The 18,692-nt window shown below is 51.4% G+C and carries 18 protein-coding genes and 1 other RNA gene; 13 read left to right on the plus strand and 6 right to left on the minus strand.

Annotated features, from left to right (window positions below):
• Positions 1 to 61: 61 nt before the first annotated feature.
• Together HRU78_08590 and HRU78_08595 are read right to left on the minus strand one after the other, a co-directional pair.
• Entirely contained in the window at positions 62 to 1,495 is a 1,434-nt protein-coding gene (locus HRU78_08590) for a TM0106 family RecB-like putative nuclease (GenBank protein QOJ23703.1), read from the minus strand.
• A 114-nt stretch (positions 1,496 to 1,609) separates the two neighbouring features.
• A complete protein-coding gene (locus HRU78_08595) occupies positions 1,610 to 2,737 on the minus strand; it encodes an HD domain-containing protein (GenBank protein QOJ23704.1) in 1,128 nt (375 codons plus the stop codon).
• A 154-nt stretch (positions 2,738 to 2,891) separates the two neighbouring features.
• Between HRU78_08595 and ffs the strand changes: the two genes are divergently transcribed.
• The 10 genes from ffs to HRU78_08645 all read left to right on the plus strand — a co-directional run bounded on the left by ffs (position 2,892) and on the right by HRU78_08645 (position 12,262).
• An RNA gene (ffs, locus tag HRU78_08600) (signal recognition particle sRNA small type) lies at positions 2,892 to 2,990 on the plus strand.
• A 69-nt stretch (positions 2,991 to 3,059) separates the two neighbouring features.
• Positions 3,060 to 4,655, plus strand: a complete 1,596-nt coding sequence (gene dnaX / locus HRU78_08605) for a DNA polymerase III subunit gamma/tau (GenBank protein QOJ23705.1) — start codon at positions 3,060 to 3,062, stop codon at positions 4,653 to 4,655.
• 14 nt (positions 4,656 to 4,669) lie between these two features.
• Complete coding sequence (locus HRU78_08610) at positions 4,670 to 4,993, plus strand: YbaB/EbfC family nucleoid-associated protein (GenBank protein ID QOJ23706.1); 324 nt, start codon at positions 4,670 to 4,672, stop codon at positions 4,991 to 4,993.
• Positions 4,994 to 5,203: 210 nt separating this feature from the next.
• Complete coding sequence (locus tag HRU78_08615; protein QOJ23707.1) at positions 5,204 to 6,034, plus strand: pseudouridine synthase; 831 nt, start codon at positions 5,204 to 5,206, stop codon at positions 6,032 to 6,034.
• Complete coding sequence (locus HRU78_08620; GenBank protein QOJ23708.1) at positions 6,031 to 6,354, plus strand: type II toxin-antitoxin system PemK/MazF family toxin; 324 nt, start codon at positions 6,031 to 6,033, stop codon at positions 6,352 to 6,354. The genes HRU78_08615 and HRU78_08620 overlap by 4 nt, the downstream gene beginning before the upstream one ends.
• A 269-nt stretch (positions 6,355 to 6,623) precedes the next feature.
• On the plus strand, positions 6,624 to 8,138 hold the full coding sequence (locus HRU78_08625) for a M48 family metallopeptidase (protein ID QOJ23709.1): 1,515 nt from the start codon (positions 6,624 to 6,626) through the stop codon (positions 8,136 to 8,138).
• A gap of 220 nt (positions 8,139 to 8,358) precedes the next feature.
• Positions 8,359 to 9,504, plus strand: coding sequence for an efflux RND transporter periplasmic adaptor subunit (locus HRU78_08630; protein QOJ23710.1), 1,146 nt, complete (start codon positions 8,359 to 8,361; stop codon positions 9,502 to 9,504).
• A gap of 14 nt (positions 9,505 to 9,518) precedes the next feature.
• Positions 9,519 to 10,286, plus strand: coding sequence for an ABC transporter ATP-binding protein (locus HRU78_08635; GenBank protein ID QOJ24980.1), 768 nt, complete (start codon positions 9,519 to 9,521; stop codon positions 10,284 to 10,286).
• A complete protein-coding gene (locus HRU78_08640; protein QOJ23711.1) occupies positions 10,283 to 11,506 on the plus strand; it encodes an ABC transporter permease in 1,224 nt (407 codons plus the stop codon). The genes HRU78_08635 and HRU78_08640 overlap by 4 nt, the downstream gene beginning before the upstream one ends.
• Before the next feature lie 144 nt (positions 11,507 to 11,650).
• Entirely contained in the window at positions 11,651 to 12,262 is a 612-nt protein-coding gene (locus HRU78_08645) for an exopolysaccharide biosynthesis protein (protein QOJ24981.1), read from the plus strand.
• A gap of 17 nt (positions 12,263 to 12,279) precedes the next feature.
• Here the strand turns inward: HRU78_08645 and rimO are convergent, their stop codons facing one another.
• The 4 genes from rimO to HRU78_08665 all read right to left on the minus strand — a co-directional run bounded on the left by rimO (position 12,280) and on the right by HRU78_08665 (position 15,674).
• The gene (gene rimO, locus HRU78_08650) at positions 12,280 to 13,620 is read right to left on the minus strand and encodes a 30S ribosomal protein S12 methylthiotransferase RimO (protein QOJ23712.1); all 1,341 of its coding nucleotides are present in this window, start codon (positions 13,618 to 13,620) and stop codon (positions 12,280 to 12,282) included.
• Between the two features lie 103 nt (positions 13,621 to 13,723).
• Positions 13,724 to 13,951, minus strand: coding sequence for a hypothetical protein (locus HRU78_08655; protein QOJ24982.1), 228 nt, complete (start codon positions 13,949 to 13,951; stop codon positions 13,724 to 13,726).
• A 31-nt stretch (positions 13,952 to 13,982) separates the two neighbouring features.
• Positions 13,983 to 14,678, minus strand: a complete 696-nt coding sequence (locus HRU78_08660) for a hypothetical protein (GenBank protein ID QOJ23713.1) — start codon at positions 14,676 to 14,678, stop codon at positions 13,983 to 13,985.
• Between the two features lie 81 nt (positions 14,679 to 14,759).
• Positions 14,760 to 15,674 (minus strand): LysR family transcriptional regulator, encoded by a 915-nt coding sequence (locus HRU78_08665; GenBank protein ID QOJ23714.1) that lies wholly within the window; start codon positions 15,672 to 15,674, stop codon positions 14,760 to 14,762.
• Between the two features lie 214 nt (positions 15,675 to 15,888).
• Between HRU78_08665 and HRU78_08670 the strand changes: the two genes are divergently transcribed.
• The 3 genes from HRU78_08670 (at position 15,889) to HRU78_08680 (ending at position 18,670) form a co-directional block, all read left to right on the plus strand.
• A complete protein-coding gene (locus HRU78_08670) occupies positions 15,889 to 17,310 on the plus strand; it encodes a form I ribulose bisphosphate carboxylase large subunit (GenBank protein ID QOJ23715.1) in 1,422 nt (473 codons plus the stop codon).
• Positions 17,311 to 17,388: 78 nt separating this feature from the next.
• A complete protein-coding gene (locus HRU78_08675) occupies positions 17,389 to 17,745 on the plus strand; it encodes a ribulose bisphosphate carboxylase small subunit (GenBank protein QOJ23716.1) in 357 nt (118 codons plus the stop codon).
• A gap of 118 nt (positions 17,746 to 17,863) precedes the next feature.
• The gene (locus HRU78_08680) at positions 17,864 to 18,670 is read left to right on the plus strand and encodes a CbbQ/NirQ/NorQ/GpvN family protein (protein QOJ23717.1); all 807 of its coding nucleotides are present in this window, start codon (positions 17,864 to 17,866) and stop codon (positions 18,668 to 18,670) included.
• Positions 18,671 to 18,692 lie beyond the last annotated feature (22 nt).

Here is an 18,692-nt window from a genome sequence, read left to right on the forward strand (position 1 = left end):
ATAATGCGGATTGGGAAAATGCGTATTTTAACCTAAGCGGGGAATTTCATCAGAACGGCCTTCAGGAAAATCGCTCACGCAGCCACACTTCCAGTCTGCGCGTGGCGATTACGTCATCGCGGTTATAACCCAGTATGGCCGTTTTCAGTTTTTGTTTCTCGGTTAGGCTCGTTTCCGCACGAAAACGGTTGAACTGCACCACCGACCATTGCGATCCGGATTCTTCATTTTCCCATTGAAAATTCACCAAATCCGGATGCTTGCAGATATCTTTCAAGCCATAGCCTTGCAGTGGCAGAACCAGACAATCCAACACCGGATTCTGCATATCGAACAGCGGGCTGTCCGTGCCCAGCAGCCATTTCACCGTGGCGTGATTTGCCATGCCGTAACGCTCGGCATATTTGCCGATGGTGGCTCGTTCGTGATTGGAATAATGCGCCAGCACCAAGTCGGAATATTGTGCGCGATAGCGCTCGATTTGCTGCAAGAAACCCAGCCAGCCCTGGTAATCGCTGGTTTCGGCGTCGGTCCAGACATACTCGAAGCTTTCCCTGCCGTATGGTGGCGCCAGGAATCCCCACAGATACACATGGCGTTCGCGATCCGGCGTCAACGGATTGTCTTCGATATCGAAATGAATCCAGGTACCTTGCGGCAAAACGGCTTTATTCAGTTGAAATACTTCGCCGCTCAACATCGAGCGCGCCTGCAGAATGGCGCGGTGCTTGCGCTTATTGCCTTTGAGATGCGGCGCATCCGGCAGGGACTCGGCCGATTCCTCGGCAAGCCGCGAGATCGTGGCGATCCCGGCCTCGGTCAAATGATCTGCGGCCTTGCTGTGCACACCGTACAATAACGAGATGTCTTCTTTGGCTTCAAATTCCGGACGGCAAAACGCCACATGCGGACAAATGCGGCATTTGCTGTGGCTGTAACGAACTGCCGGCGATTGCGGCAAATCCAGCACCGCTCTCATGCCGCTGATAAATTCATCGACCAGCGGTTCGACTTCATCGCCCAATTGCGCAGTGCGACCGTCACCGAGAAAAACCAGCGCCGGTAAATTATTACCGAGTAGCCGACGGTAGATTCCCAGTTGAATCTGGATCGCCTTTTTATTCTCACTCAAGGAAAGCTTCGCATCCGCCGCCTGGTAGTGACCGCTTTCATGCCGGATCAGAAAATCGGGATAACCGATCAAGCCTTGTCGTTCATCCAGCAAACGGCCTTGATAAATTACCGCTGTGCCTTGTTGCATCAAGGTTTGCGTATGTTCAACAGAAACGGCCCTGCTGACAGGGTACTGATTTTCCAGCCTGGCCAGCATCGCCGCTTCATGTTCCAGTCCGAGATCGCTGAGCAGTCGATTAAACGCATCGGGTTCCGGTGCTGCCGGCCGGTATTTATCCAGCCATACGCGCCGGATGCAAGATATCCACGTGCTGGCGTCACTGGGTTTGATCAGGATGGGAACGGAATCGCTGGCAGTCATGCGCTATTTACTAAACTCAATCGAAGCTGCCGATTTTATCGAATTTGAGTCATTTGCAGCGGAGGGATTTTGCGGGAAAAATTCAGTTGATTCCGGTGCTGCGGTCAAACACTGCTAACCATAGATATTTTCCTTAAATTGCTGTTGAATCGATTCCACTTTTTGCCGGTTTTCAATCAACGCATTCACGCAATCGATATCCAATTTCTCACCGGCCAGCTGTTTTAGCATGGCAAATGCTTTTTCATTGCTCCAGGCTTCCTTATACGGACGCTGTGAAGTCAATGCGTCAAAAACATCGGCGACCGCGACGATGCGCGCTTCCAGCGGAATCTCATCGTTGCGCTTGCCGGCAGGATAGCCGCTGCCGTTCACCGCTTCATGATGGTATTCAGCGATATTGCGCAGCACATCGATATGATTGATATTGCCGAAACCAAAATTCGCGACGATATCATCAATCATTTCCCTGCCCTTGTGCGCATGGGTATTCATGATCGCCCGCTCTTCCGCATTCAACGGTCCCGGTTTCAGCAAAATACTGTCCGGTATCGAAATCTTGCCGATATCGTGCAGTGGCGAAAACATGAAGATATGCTCGATATACGCATCGTTCAAATCGTATTGCTCGGCAAGCGCTTCGGCGATGATACGGCTGTAGCGTGACATGCGATCCAGATGGCTGCCCGTTTCGGGATCGCGCAAATGGGTGATGCCGCTGGTCGTTTTCAACGCGGCATTCATCACTTTCAACGTAGCCAGTTCATTGACGATCATCAGCGCGATCAGATGTCCGTAGATATCGAGTATGCTCAATACATTCTCGGTGAATACCTCCGTTTCATGCGAATTGAAAAACAAAAATCCGAGAAACTCGCCGCCATGAAAAATCGGCATGGTATAGCTCGCGGCATAGCCGGAGCGGCCGACACGCTGGGTGTGCTCGTGCGTGCCGTTCTCAAAAGTCACCAGATTGTTAACCACCCGTGGCAGGCCTTTGTCGAGGATTTCCTTTAACGACGGCGCATTATCTAATGATGTTTGATAGTGTAATAAGGGATTTTCTCCGTCGCTGCTATTCAGGTATGTTTTCAGCACTCGTGTATCGGGATCGTAAAGCGCGATTGCAATTCGTGAAACAAACGGAAATTTATTCTGGACAGAGCGGTGCGCGCTGATCATTTTATCCTTCAGCGATAATGGCTTATTTAAATCGTCCAATAGGTCGCGATGATGATACATTTTTCCGGTCTCAGGAGAAAAATAACATAACGGCCAGATCAAATTTGAGTTTGAATTTATTTCAGTTTAACACCCTATCCTCATTTCTCCGGTAATCGAAATTGGAGTAATCGGTGATCTGCTGGTATACTGCCGCAACTTTTGCTAAGTTTATGGCGGGCCTCCCCGCATTGCAAGGTAGCCAACCTGGTCAGGTCCGGAAGGAAGCAGCCACAGCTATTTTTTGCGAGTGCCGGGGGTCGGGCTCGCCACCCAACACGAACCGGGGTTTGTCTTTCCGAATTGGTTTAACAGGATCTAATTCGCTTTTCCAATCAAAAACGTGCCTCAAACACAAGTCCTTGCGCGCAAGTGGCGCCCAAGAAATTTTTCGGAATTGACTGGACAAGAACATGTGGTCAGGGCATTGACCAATGCGCTTGAACAAAACCGCTTGCATCATGCGTATTTGTTCACCGGCACGCGCGGCGTCGGCAAAACCACCATCGCCCGCATCCTGGCCAAATCGCTCAACTGTGAAAGCGGCGTAACCGCTATGCCTTGCGGCGCCTGCCCGGCATGTCTGCAAATCGATGCGGGAAGCTTTATCGATCTGATCGAATTGGACGCGGCGTCCAACACGCAAGTCGATAACATGCGCGAACTGCTGGAAAACGCGCTGTATGCGCCCACCGCCGCACGTTACAAAGTTTACATCATCGACGAAGTGCACATGCTGTCGAAATCGGCGTTCAACGCCATGCTGAAAACGCTGGAAGAACCCCCGGCGCATGTCAAATTCGTACTGGCGACAACCGATCCGCAAAAAATCCCGGTCACGGTTTTGTCGCGCTGCTTGCAATTCAATCTGAAACAAATTCCGCAAGGACAAATCGCCGGGCACATTAATCACATACTGGTGCAGGAAAAAATCCCCTGCGATGCACTCTCATTACAATTGATCGCCCGCGCGGCGCAAGGCAGCATGCGCGATGCGCTAAGCCTGCTGGATCAGGCCATCGCCTTCGGTGAAGGCAAAGTCGAGGAAGCCGCTATCCGCGCTATGCTCGGCATCATCGATCAGGGTTATTTATTCGACCTACTCGAAGCGCTGGCACAAAAGAACGGCGTGCAACTGCTGTCGTTGGCGGATGAAATGGAAGCGCAGTGTTTATCATTCGATACCGCGTTGCAGGATTTGGCCGCTGTGCTGCACCGCATCGCACTGGCGCAAACCGTTCCGCAAGCGATCGGCGACGATACCCCGGAGTATGCGCGCATTTTTTCGCTGGCAAAGACGTTGCCTCCCGATGACGTGCAATTGTTCTATCAAATCGCTTTGCATGGACGCAGCGACTTGAGCTTGGCACCCGATGAATACGCCGGTTTCACCATGACGCTGCTGCGCATGCTGACGTTCATGCCGGATGGTCCGGCGGCAGACCGGCAAGCGCCGCAAATAGCACAGGCAAGCCCCGCATCAACCGGAAAAGTAGAAAATAAACTGCGAGCGGCAGTAGCGCCATCCGCCCTCCCAGCCGGAGCGGATGCACCTGCCCTCCTCGACTGGCCGCAACTGAGTCAGCAATTGAAACTGACCGGCATGGCGAAAATGCTGGCGCAGCATAGCGAGGCCCGGGCGATAACCGGGGACAAAATTGAATTATGCGTGCCGGATGTGCATAAGCACCTGCTGGAAAAGAAATATCAGGATAAAATTCAAGCAGCGCTGGATAGTTATTTTGGCAAACCCGTCGCGGTGAATTTTTCCGTCGGTAGCATCACCGGCCTCACACCGGTGGCGTTGCAACAACGCGAAGAAGAAGAAAAACAAGCCAAAGCCATTGCAGCGATTGAATCGGACCCGGTTGTACAAGAATTAATCGAACAATTCGATGCCAAATTGATCATTCCTACCATTAAACCCATTGAAAAATAAAGGAGACAAAAGAAATGAGAGGTAATATCGGAAACATGATGAAGCAAGCGCAGATGATGCAGGAAAACATGCGCAAAATGCAGGAAAATCTGGCCAGCATTGAAGTCGAAGGCCAATCGGGCGCCGGACTGGTGAAAGTGATCATGACCTGTCGCCATGACGTCAAGCGCGTCAATATCGACAGCAGCCTGATCGGCGACGACAAGGAAATGCTCGAAGACCTCGTGGCGGCAGCGTTTAACGACGCCGTGCGGCGCGTGGAAACGACGACGCAGGAGAAAATGTCCGAGCTCACCAGCGGAATGGGTTTGCCGCCGGGATTCAAACTGCCCTTCTAACAACATGCCAATGCCGGTTAGGGAAACGCTGATTAATTCGGCGGACGAGATGAAGCACGAGGCGCACGGAACGCAGCAACCGAGACATATCAACAAGATAGGCGAGAGAGCGAGTACTGCGCAACGAAGTGATTCGCTCGTATAGCCAATTAATCAGCGTTTCCTTAGCTTGCCGGGATTATGGCAAGCGGTTTTTAGGTTGCAACAGTCATGAAAGTAAACAAACCGGTCAGACCGGCAAAGAAAAAAGCCCCCGCCCCCCGGCGCAGCGTGGAGAAAAACGCGCCCGCTTCAGTCGCCACGCCTCCGCCATCCACGTTCAAGCTGCAAAAACTGCTGGCGCAAAGAGGCTTGGGTTCGCGGCGCGAAATGGAAGCGCTGATCGCCAGCGGTGAAGTCAGCGTCAACGGCAAAACCGCCATACTCGGCGACCGCGCCGGGCCGGGCGATGTCATTCGCATCGGTCGGCGCGTGATTCGCGTGCACGTGGAAGAGGAATTGCCGAAAGTGCTGCTGTATCACAAACCGGAAGGCGAAATCGTCAGCCGCCATGATCCGGAAGGACGCCCGTCGGTCTTCGACAAACTGCCGCAGTTGCGATCATCGAAATGGATCGCCATCGGGCGGCTGGATTTCAATACCAGCGGCCTGCTGATATTCACCACCGACGGCGCACTGGCCAATCGCCTGATGCACCCGCGCTTCGAAATGGAGCGCGAATACGCCGTGCGCATACTCGGCGAGCTGACCGAAGAACAAATGAAGCAACTCACCAGCGGCGTTCCGCTCGACGACGGTCAGGCGGCGTTCACCTACCTCGCCGATCAAGGCGGCGAAGGTGCCAATCACTGGTATCGCGTCATTCTGAAAGAAGGCAAAAACCGCGAAGTGCGGCGCATGTTCGAAGCCATCGGCATCACCGTCAGCCGCCTGATGCGCGTGCGCTTCGGCCCGCTCAACTTGCCGCCGCGGATCAAACGCGGACAGTGGCTGGAATTGGACGAAAAGGAAACGCGGCGGCTGTTGAGCTTGATTGCATGAAAACCGTGGGCATTCGCATGCGTTTCGTTTTACCGGCAAAATTTTTCCAGGGAAACGGCAGATTCGTACGATTAGACGAAACTTCGCTGGTGATCGGCTTGCCGATAACCACTGCAACGTATAACGCCGACAACTCTTTTGCCGTAGCAATCGGCAAAACTGCGAAAAATAAAATCGAACAAACCAGTTACGTGCTATGCCATCAGCCCAAATCATTCAATTGGCGGGCGCGCAACGCCAAACCGCATCCTTTAGGATCACTCAACGAAACGCTGTTTATGCAAGTATGCCAGCGGCTCGATCAGATCATTCAGCTTTGACACCTGATAGAGCGTAGCGGTAGTCCAGTAAGGTGGATAACGCTGCGCTTATCCACATACTATAAACAACACTAGAAATTCTTAGACTTTGGCGTATCATAAAATCCCTCGCAAACCGGGATTAGCATCATTTTCGCTTGAATGTCCAATCAGCCAGTGAAAACAGTCATAAAGAACTAGAGTTCCAATCTGGAAAAAACCAACGCGTAACCAATCAATCCAACCCGGAAATCACCGGCCCCGGTAAAAATTTGCAGCCCGTTTTGACCATGAAATTAATCTGCTTGATCGTTGCGCTTTCGCTAGTATTTCCAGTAAACAGTTTGGCGCATGAATTACCCAATCTGGGGGATGTGTCGCGGGCGACTATTTCAGCGCATGAAGAACGCCAGCTCGGTTTGAAGATCATGCGGCAAATCCGTGCCGATCCGAGTTATATGGATGATCCCGAAATCGCCAGTTATCTCAGTAATCTCGGTCACCGCTTGATTGTCAATTCCGAAGAGGCTGATGCAAATCAATTGTTTGAGTTTTTCGCGGTGGAAGATCCGTCGATCAACGCGTTTGCCTTGCCGGGCGGGTTCATGGGGTTCAATAGCGGATTGATCATTGCCGCGCAAAGCGAATCCGAGTTGGCTGCGGTGATGGCGCATGAAATTGCGCATGTGACGCAAAAGCACTTGGCGCGCATGATCGCGTCGCAGAAATACGATCTGGTCAAATCGCTGGCTGCGCTCGCCCTGGCTATCGTTGCCGCCCGTTCCAACAATGCGCAAGCCAGTCAAGCGGTTCTGATTGCTTCGCAAGCGAGCATGATCCAATCGAAGCTGGATTTTACCCGCAACCATGAAAAAGAAGCCGACCGGATCGGCCTGAATATTTTGCTGGATGCGGGTTTCGATCCGCAAGGCATGACCACTTTCTTTGATCGCTTGCAAAAATCCGCACGCTTTCATGAGAACGGCGCTCCCTCTTATCTGCGCACACACCCGATCACGTACGAGCGTATTGCCGACATCCAGAACCGCACGCGCGAGATGCCCTACCGCCAAGTGCCCGACAGCATCGACTTTTTACTGGTGCGCGCCAAGTTGCGCGCATTCCAGGGCAAACCGCACGACGCCGTGGCGCAATTCAAAATCCGCCTGGATGACAAGCGCTACGCCAACGAAGCCGTTGAGCAGTACGGCTACATCCATGCACTGTTGCGCGATAAAAAATACAAGCAGGCAAACAACGAGCTGGCGCATTTATACGAGCTACTGCATGGCGATTCCGCGTCAGCCGCTTTGATCAATCACCCGTTGGGGAGAACCATTCAGGTTGAGCATAAAAATATCATCGCCGGTGCGATGATCGAAACGTTGTCCGCCAGTGTGAGGCTGGCTAATGGGAAAACCGCCGAAGCGTACATGACCTATAAAACCGCATTGAAGGTTTATCCGCAATACCGCGCGCTGATCCACGGCTACGCCAATGCACTGATACAAAACAAGCAAACCGAAACGGCGCTGGAATTTATCAACAAACAACTGCAATCGATCCAGAACGACCCGAAACTGTACAACTTGCAAGCGCAATGTTACTCGCTGCTCGGCAATAAAATGCTCGAGCATCGCGCGCTGGCGGAAGTGTATTACCTCAAGAACCACTTCAAGGCCGCCGCGGATCAATTGAAAATCGCGCTGAAAAGCGATAATGGCAATTTTTATCAGTTGTCGAGTATCGAAGCGCGCTTGAAGCATATGCAAACGCTCATCGATGAAGAAGAAAAAGAGAAATAAGCGCGCATAACGACAATAAATTCATTTGCCCATCATCGCAACAATCTGCAACGATCGTGGCACCGGAACATCCAGTTTCCAGTTCAACTTTTTACCTTACGAGGAGTCATAGCGGTTTGGGTTTGAATTGGACCGCTCGTTGTGAAATACTTCCGGGCTGTTTTCGCAGACAAGCTGTGCTGCGCACATTCTTATATTTCCATCATCGATCATTTTTTAAATGCTTACTTTTAGCGGCAAACCAATTGTCTTTGTTTTCATTGTGCTCCTCGCCGCTACGGCATACTGGTATGGCAGCGACAAAAAAGAATCCAAAGCCGGTCAATACAAAACCCGGACTATCGAGCGCGGCGATATCATCCAAACCATATCCGCCAACGGTACATTAACGCCGGTGATTTTGGTCAATGTCGGCACTCAGGTTTCCGGCACCGTGGCAAAGTTGTACGCCGACTATAACGATCATGTGGAAATCAACCAGGTATTGGCCGAGCTCGACCCGGCCTTATTGCGCGCGCAACTGCACCAATCCAAGGCTAATCTGCTCAGCGCACAAACCGCGGCAAAAATTGCTGACAGCAAATTGAAACGCCAGCGCTTGTTGAAAGAAAAGAATTTCATTTCACCGGAAGCGCTGGAAATCGCCGAGCAAGAGGCGGAAACGGCACGTGCTCAAGTGGCCATCAGTAAAGCGCAAGTCGAACGCGACCAAGCCAATCTCAACTACAGCGTGATCCGTTCGCCGATTTCCGGTGTGGTTATCGCCCGGGATGTCGACATCGGCCAGACCGTTGCGGCCAATTTTCAAACGCCGACGTTGTTTCAAATCGCCCAGGATCTGCGGCAGATGCAAGTGAATATCAGCGTCGCGGAAGCCGATATCGGCCAACTGCATGTCGATCAACTGATCAACTTTACCGTCGATGCTTTCCAGCAGCGCAAATTTGTCGGTAAAGTCAAACAAATCCGGCTCAATCCGACCATCCAGGAAAATGTCGTCACGTATAACGTCGTCGCCATGGTCGACAACGCCGACGGTGCATTGCTGCCCGGCATGACGGCCAATATCAACTTCATTGTCATGCAAAGAAGCGATGTATTGCGCGCGCCCAACGCGGCGCTGCGTTATCAACCCAAGGATGCGGAGGCGAGCGAAAGCGGCAAAGCAGCCCGGACATCGAATCAAACCAGGCTCTACCTCCTGTCGCAGGACCGTGCCGAGCCCGTCAATGTAACCACGGGAATCACCGACGGCAATTACACGGAAATCGCCAGCAGCGAAATCAAACCGGGCGACAAGGTCATCATCAGCGAAGTGGCTGATAAGAAAGAAGCGGACAGCAAATTCAAGCTCAGGATGTTCTGATGTCTGCGATTCAGATGGCACCCGCACCCAATGTGCTCATTCAGATCGAGGATCTGTGCAAAAGCTACAGTCTGCAAGACGCCAACGGCAAAACCATTTCCAATCAAGTCCTGTTCAATATCAATTTGACGATAAAGCAAGGCGAATTCGTAGCGATCATGGGACACTCCGGATCCGGCAAATCCACGTTGATGAATATCCTGGGCTGTTTGGATACACCCACCAGCGGATCGTATTGGCTCGCCGGGAAAAACGTTGCCGCTTTATCAAGCAATGAATTGGCACATATCCGCAATCAGCGCATCGGCTTTGTGTTTCAGGGTTTCAATCTGCTCAAACGCATGACCGCGCTGGATAATGTCGCCACGCCACTGCTCTACGCCGGTGCCAGCCGTTCGCAAAGCCGCCAGCAAGCGCTGGAATTGCTGCGCCGCACCGGGCTGGAAAACTTTGCCATGCATCTGCCGAATCAACTTTCCGGCGGCCAGCAGCAACGCGTCGCGATCAGCCGCGCCTTGGTCAACCAGCCGCCGCTGATTTTGGCCGACGAACCCACCGGCAATCTGGATACGCAAACCAGCCGCGAAATCATGCAATTGTTTGAACAGTTGAACCGCGATCAAGGCATGACCATCGTGCTGGTGACGCATGAAGACGATATTGCAACCTACGCCAAACGCTTAATCCGCCTGAAAGACGGCCGCATCATCGTGGATCAAAATAATTCGCCACACACCGCAGTTGTGGGTAACACTCCAAATCAACCGGCGATGACACTATGAACCTGTTGACGATCATCGGCGAAGCGCTGCGCGCCTTGCGGCAAAACCGCTTACGCACGGGACTGACGATGCTGGGTATGATCATTGGCGTGGCTGCCGTGGTTTTGATGCTGTCCATCGGACAAGGGGCGCGCACCAAGATCAATGAAACCATCGCTGCAATGGGCAGCAATTTGTTTCTCGTGGTGCCGGGCGCCACATCATCCGGCGGCTTCAGCTTCGGCAGCGGCAGCGTGAGAACATTGACGATCAACGATGCATACGCCATTGCCGAGTTACCATCCGTCAGCGCCACTGCGCCGGTGACAACCGGTACCGTGCAGCTCAATTACGCCGCGAAGAACTGGAGCACGATTATTACCGGCACCACGCCCAATTATTTTACCGTGGGCAACTGGAAATTGGACTCGGGCACGGCGTTTACCGAATCCGATTTGCGCTCGGCGGCGCGCGTGGTTGTGCTCGGTTCCGTAACGGCCAAGAATCTTTTTGGCGATGAAGAAGCAGTCGGTAAAACGATCCGCATCACCAACCGTCCTTTTGTGGTGGTCGGCGTGCTGATGGCGAAAGGGCAAAGTTTGACCGGGCGCGATCAGGACGACACCGTGCTCATCCCCATCACCACCAGCGAACGCCAGATCACCGGCAACCAGTTTCCCGGTTCTATCCGCTACATGCTGGTGCAAGGAACATCGGCCGCGGACATGGATATCGCCGAAATAGAAATCACCCAATTGCTGCGCCAGCGCCACCGCATTGCCAAAGGCAAGGAAAATGATTTCACCGTGCGCAATTTGACCGCGATCGCCGACGTTGCGACTGACGCCGCCAAAGTCATGTCCATCGTACTGGGTGCGATTGCCTCGGTATCGCTGCTGGTCGGCGGGATCGGCATTATGAACATCATGCTGGTATCGGTGACCGAGCGCACGCGCGAGATTGGCATCCGCATGGCGATTGGCGCCGATCAGCGCGCCATTCTGACGCAATTCCTGCTCGAAGCGATCGTGATCTGCATCATGGGCGGCGTGATCGGTTTAGTGTTGGGTATCGGCGGTGCATGGGTAGTCAGTCGGGTGGCCGATATGTTGATCGTGATTACCGTCGGTATGGTCGGATTGGCTTTTTTATTTTCATCTGCGGTCGGGATATTTTTCGGCTTTTATCCGGCAAAAAAAGCGGCCTCGCTTAAACCGGTCGATGCCTTACGCTACGAATAACCGGGCGCATCAATTGGGAAACGCTGTTGTGATTACACCACAGAATCTTTTGCTCACTTGACTTTCTAATGCGCAGTATTAGTTTATTTGTTGTTTACCCGATACTATGGGTAACAAATCTGACAGCGGGAGTCACTGATGACAATCAAAGAAAAAGATCGCCCTACTTCCGAATTTCTGGCTATTGCCGTCGTTGAAAACAAAAATGAAGTAATATCCGTCGGCGAAATCAAGCATGCGCTGCATGAGCGCGGATTCGGCATCTTGATGGCGATCGCCGCGGTGCCTATCTGTCTTCCCATTCCTGTTCCGCCCGGTTACACCACGATTTTCTCGATTCCGTTATTCATTTTCTCGACACAAATGATCCTTGGCATGCAAGCGCCGTGGTTACCCGCCTGGCTGGAAGGAAAACACATCAAACGCAGCACGCTGGAGAAAATACTGGCTAAAGCAAATCCCTGGTTGAAGAAAATTGAAGAGCGTATGCAGCCGCGCATCACGTATATCAGCATCCATACCTGGGAGCGGATTATCGGCTTTTTTTCGTTCGTTTTTGCTTTGGCAATCGCACTGCCGATCCCGCTAATCAATTTTTCACCGGGCTGGGGAATCCTGGTGATGTCACTCGGACTTCTGAACAAAGACGGCTTGACCATCTTGATCGGCATGATCATCGGAATCATCGGCATCGGCATCGCGATGATCATTCTGTTCATGCTGTGGATGGGAATGTCGCTGCCGTCGTTCTATTGACGGCATCAACCGCACGGTCAATTCCGCGCTACAGCTTCAGCAAACAGGTCGTGCTCATCCGCAGCGGTAATTTCAACTTCGATAAAATCGCCGGGTTGTGCCTGATCGGCGTTTTCCGCATACACCAGTCCGTCAATTTCCGGCGCATCGGCGCTGCTGCGCGCAATGATGTGATCGTCCGCTAGTTCATCGACCATCACGGTCATTGTGCTGCCCACTTTGGCTGTGAGGCGCTGACGGCTGATGTCCTGTTGTAATTGCATAAAGCGCGCACGGCGGTCTTCCTTGACTTCTTCCGGCACGGCATTGGGCAGTTGATTGGCAGCGGCGCCTTCCACCGCGGAATAAGCGAAGCATCCGACGCGATCCAATTGCGCTGCGCGCAGAAAATCCAGCAATTCCTCGAATTCCGCCTCGGTTTCGCCCGGGAAACCGACAATGAAGGTGCTGCGCAACGTGATATCGGGGCATATCTCGCGCCATTGCCGGATTCTTGCCAAATTATTCTCGGCATTGGCCGGGCGTTTCATCGCCTTCAGAATGCGCGGATTGGCATGTTGCAGCGGCACATCCAGGTAAGGCAGGATTTTTCCTTCCGCCATCAACGGAATGACTTCATCGACATGCGGATACGGATAGACATAGTGCAAGCGCACCCAGACACCCAGCGAACCGAGCGCCTGCGCCAGCTCGGTCAGGCGCGTCTTGACCGGCCGCCCCTGCCAGAAACCGGTGCGGTATTTCACGTCGACGCCATAAGCGCTAGTATCTTGCGATATGATCAGCAACTCTTTCACGCCGGCGTTCACCAGATGCTCGGCTTCCTGCATCACTTGATGAATCGGCCGGCTGACCAAGTCGCCGCGCATCGATGGAATGATGCAAAATGTGCAGCGATGGTTGCAGCCTTCCGATATTTTGATATAGGCATAATGCCGCGGCGTCAGCCGGATCCCCTGCGGCGGTATCAAGCTGGTGTACGGATCGTGCGGTTGCGGCAAATGCGTATGAATAGCCGACATCACTTCCGGCAACGCGTGCGGTCCGGTGACCGCCAGCACTTGCGGATGCGCCTTTTTCACCACATCGCCGTCTTCCTTAGCACCCAGGCAGCCGGTGACGATGACTTTGCCGTTCTCGGCCAGCGCTTCGCCGATGGCATCGAGCGATTCTTCCACGGCGCTGTCGATAAACCCGCAGGTATTGACGACCACTAAATCGGCATCGTCGTACGACGGTGATATTTCATAACCTTCGGCGCGCAACTGGGTCAGGATTTGCTCGGAATCCACCAATGCTTTGGGGCAACCCAACGAAATGAAACCGACTTTACGTGCAACTTGTTTTGACGAAGACATGTAACTGAAAATTAAATAAAGAAGTGGAGACTCCGCACAACCCGGATAGCCGGTCTAGTAATAAACAATGGACTGCATGGAGCAATGGAAATGAAAGGAACGGCTAATCGGCAACCGTGAAACGCGCTGCATCGATGATCGACCACAAATGAGCGATTCCGGCAATGATCGGCGGAATAATGAGCACCCAGAAAAAATATCCTACGCCGGTAATGATGAAAAACAGTAACGCCGGCAATAAACGCCCTTGTACCAACTGCCCCAATCCCGGTATAAAAAAACTGCATACCGCCGCGACCACATTTCCACCCGATCCTTGTCCTGCTTGCATCATTTTCCCTATCCATTCGTTCATTATGCGATTACTTGATCATTGTATCGTCATTTACCGTGGAATGCTCATAATCGATACCGACCGTATCACCCGCCATTTTCTTTTCATGAATTTCATTCAGATTGCCCAGCTTATTCAGGCGTTGCGCAGTATCGCCGATCAGTTCGTCAAGTCGTGCAACCGACTCGGACGCCAGTGTTTTGTTTTTCTCGACCTCAAGCTTGAAAAATTGCAAGCTATTGAGAAAATTGCCGGTGATATCCTGCACCGTGCGCATCGTAGCTTTCAGCACTTTGAGTTTTTCTTCGTGCACTTCAACCTCCTTGATCGACTGCAGATACTTTAACCGCTCTTGATGCAATTCAACCGTTCTGGCGCGTTGCTTCAAAGCCAGAATTGCGGTCACCCAAATGGCGAATAATGACAGCAGGCGATTGGCAATAATTAAATATGTCGGCGCTTCGCTTGGCGGTGACCCTAAATAGCCGATCCCAACCAGCACAGAGCAAAAGAATGCGATGTACAAGGTAAAGCGCTTCTTGGATGAGCCCAATGAAATCAGCACGACAATGATATAAGCCACCCCGATGGCAACACCCAGCGGCGTGACAAAGTCGATCAGTAAAATAATCAGGACAGCCACCGCACAACTCAGGTAAACATGCAATTCGGTTGAATTGATGCTGCCGGTTTGTTTTTCTGCGGAATGTTTAAGATCGGACATGCCGGATTCGATCCTCAATCGTCATATTATTCTTGCGCATCATAATAAACATTGAATCGATTTTTATCAATAACTCATTGATTAGGATTTGGATTCATCCAACAATCCGGCGGCCTCCTTTAATAAAAACTCTCTAAAAGCTTTGGCTACGCTCGACAAGCGCTTATTTTTTCTGTGCACCACATGCCAATAACGGATAATCGGAAAACCCTGCACATCGAGAATTTTCAAGCGCCCCGTCTCCAGCTCCAGTTCCGCGGTATGTTGCGACATGATACCCAATCCCATGCCGGCCTGAACGGCTTGTTTTATCGCTTCGGTCGTATCCGTTTCCATCCCTTTATTGATTTTGATCTTATGTGCGGCAAAGAAGCGCTCCATGGCGCTACGCGTGCCCGAGCCCGATTCGCGCACGAGAAAAGTTTCGTTGGCTAACCGTTTTACCGGGATATTGTGCTCCTTGCATAATGAATGATCCGGCGGTGCCACGACCACCAGCGGATTCTCCATAAAGGATTCATCATCGATATCGAGATTCTCGGGCGGTTGCCCCATGATGGCTAGATCGATCACATTATCCGTCAACTGCTTTAATACCGCTTCCCGGTTGGATACATTCAAACTGACGGTCACGCCGCGATAGCGCTGGCAAAACTTCGCCAGCAAATGCGGCGCGAAATAATTGGCGGTGGTGACCACCGAGATATTCAATTTACCGCGTTCCATGCCTTTCAATTCGTCCAACGCGACTTCCATATCGGCCAATTGCTGCGAAATCGCCCGGCTATATTGATACAATTCGCGCCCCGCTTCGGTCAGATAAATTCGCTTACCTAAATGCTCAAATAGCGGTAAACTGATGTTCTCTTCCAGTTGCTTAATTTGCATGGAAACAGCAGGTTGGGTCAAATGCAGCTCTTCGGCGGCGCGCGAATAACTTAGGTTCCGGGCAACGGATTCGAACACTTTCAGCTGCCGCAAGGTGAGGTGGAGCATAGGTCAATTATCAATTCTGATTCACGCGGTAAAGTTTTATAAGTATAACCTTATTATAAATATCAAAATTACTGATTTGTTCTTATAGGTTAATAGCGCTATAGTGCGCTTCATGGATTTGAGTAGTCATGTTTGTTGTTTGTAATGCAATATCCTCTCGTTTCTGTCGGTATCGTTGGCTGGAGTTGAGTGGAATCTAATAGGAGAAAATACCATGGCAGTAAAAATATATAACGCGGGCGTCAAAGAATACCGGCAAACCTACTGGACACCTGAATACACCCCTTTGGATACCGATCTTTTGGCATGTTTCAAAATTACACCACAACCCGGCGTGCCACGTGAAGAAGTCGCTGCTGCAGTAGCGGCAGAATCTTCCACCGGTACCTGGACCACGGTTTGGACCGACTTGCTGACCGACCTGGATTACTACAAAGGACGTGCTTACAAGATTGAAGACGTACCTGGCGATGACACCTGCTTCTATGCTTTCGTGGCTTACCCGATTGATCTGTTTGAAGAAGGTTCTGTCGTTAACGTGTTGACCTCACTGGTCGGTAACGTGTTCGGTTTTAAAGCGTTACGCGCCCTGCGTCTGGAAGATGTGCGTTTTCCGATTGCTTACGTCAAAACTTGTGGTGGACCTCCAACAGGTATTCAAGTAGAACGCGATCGTTTGAACAAATACGGCCGTGCATTGTTAGGTTGTACCATTAAACCTAAACTGGGTCTGTCTGCTAAAAATTATGGCCGCGCCGTATACGAATGTCTGCGCGGCGGTCTGGATCTGACCAAAGACGATGAAAACGTTAACAGTCAGCCTTTCATGCGTTGGCGCGATCGTTTCCAATTTGTAGTGGAAGCTTGCCAAAAAGCCGAACGTGAAACCGGAGAACGTAAAGGCCACTATCTGAACGTAACTGCACCAACCCCAGAAGAAATGTACAAGCGTGCAGAATTTGCCAAGGAATTGGGCGCACCTATCATTATGCATGACTACTTGACAGGTGGTTTAACAGCCAATACGGGACTGGCTAACTGGTGCCGCAACAATGGAATGCTATTGCATATCCACCGTGCTATGCACGCCGTACTTGATCGCAACCCACACCATGGTATTCATTTCCGCGTTTTAACCAAAGTGCTGCGTTTGTCAGGTGGTGATCACCTGCACTCCGGTACCGTGGTCGGTAAACTGGAAGGCGATCGTGCAGCAACCCTCGGCTGGATCGATACCATGCGCGACAAATTCATCAAAGAAGACCGCAGCCGCGGCCTGTTCTTCGATCAAGATTGGGGTTCAATGCCAGGTGTATTCCCAGTTGCGTCGGGTGGTATTCACGTTTGGCATATGCCAGCACTGGTCGCAATCTTCGGTGATGATGCTTGCTTGCAGTTTGGTGGTGGTACCCTGGGTCATCCATGGGGTAACGCTGCGGGTGCGGCGGCTAACCGTGTTGCATTGGAAGCCTGCGTAGAAGCACGTAACCAAGGTATTGAAATCGAGAAAGAAGGCAAAGCGATCTTGACCAAGGCAGCGAAAAGCAGTCCAGAACTGAAAATCGCCATGGAAACATGGAAAGAGATCAAGTTCGAGTTTGACACTGTTGACAAACTGGACATAGCCCACAAGTAAGAATACATAGCCAAAGGAGAAAGGTTGATGATTAAACGCTGCTTTTCTCCTTCATCTCACTAAAGTTAAGGAAAAATAATGAGCGAAGTAATCGATTACAAATCACGTGTTAGTGATCCAGCAAGCCGTAAATTTGAAACATTTTCTTATCTGCCTGCAATGGCCGACAAGGATATCAAGAAACAAGTGCAATATTTAATCAGCAAAGGCTGGAACCCAGCGATTGAACATACAGAACCTGAGTATGTCATGGATTCCTACTGGTATATGTGGAAGCTGCCAATGTTTGGTGAAACGGATGTAGAACGCGTGCTGGCAGAAGCTGCCGCATGTCATAAAGCCAATCCGAACAATCACGTACGTTTGATTGGTTACAATAACTTCAACCAATCACAAGGCACAGCCATGGTGATATACCGCGGCAAGACTGTTTAAGTAACACGGGGTTCGAACCCGCAAGACCCCCTTCACCCTTAATTAGGGCAGGGGGTTTTTTTTCACCGGAATTTATTGTGCAAATTTTCGATAAAGATAGTTCTCACAGGAGTTTGTCATGAGCGATATCATCGACCAGTATCGTATTAAAAAAGAACCTTATTACCATTCCGTTGCGGATGAAGTAAAACTCTATGAAGCCGCCTATTCAGTACGCATGCCGATGATGCTGAAAGGCCCGACTGGTTGCGGCAAGACCCGCTTTGTCGAGTACATGGCGTGGAAATTAAAAAAACCGCTGATCACCGTTGCGTGTAATGAAGACATGACCGCATCCGATCTGGTGGGTCGCTTTTTGCTCGATGCCAATGGCACGCGCTGGCAAGATGGACCGCTTGCAGTCGCAGCACGTTATGGCGCGATCTGCTATCTGGATGAAGTTGTCGAAGCACGCCAGGATACCACCGTGGTTATTCATCCGCTTACCGACAACCGTCGCGTGCTTCCACTGGAGAAAAAAGGTGAGCTGATTCAGGCACATGCAGACTTCCAGATTGTCATCTCGTACAACCCAGGGTATCAGAGCTTGATGAAAGACTTGAAACAATCGACCAAACAACGTTTTGGTGCGCTCGATTTCAATTACCCGAGTCATGACATCGAAAGCGAAATCGTTGCCCACGAATCAGGCGTATCGACCGAAGTTGCCGAGAAGCTGGTATCGATTGCCGAACGCGCACGAAACCTGAAGGGACATGGCCTGGATGAAGGTATTTCCACTCGCATGCTGATTTATGCCGGAAGCCTGATTGCCAAGAAAGTCGATGCCCATGCAGCCTGCCGTGTAGCACTGGTGCGCCCGATCACCGACGATCCGGATATGCGCGATGCGCTGGACGCAGCAGTTAGTACGTTCTTCAACTAACCCAATCATAACCCGTTTGTTT

This window comes from Gammaproteobacteria bacterium, assembly GCA_015709635.1.
Lineage (GTDB): Bacteria > Pseudomonadota > Gammaproteobacteria > Burkholderiales > Nitrosomonadaceae > Nitrosomonas.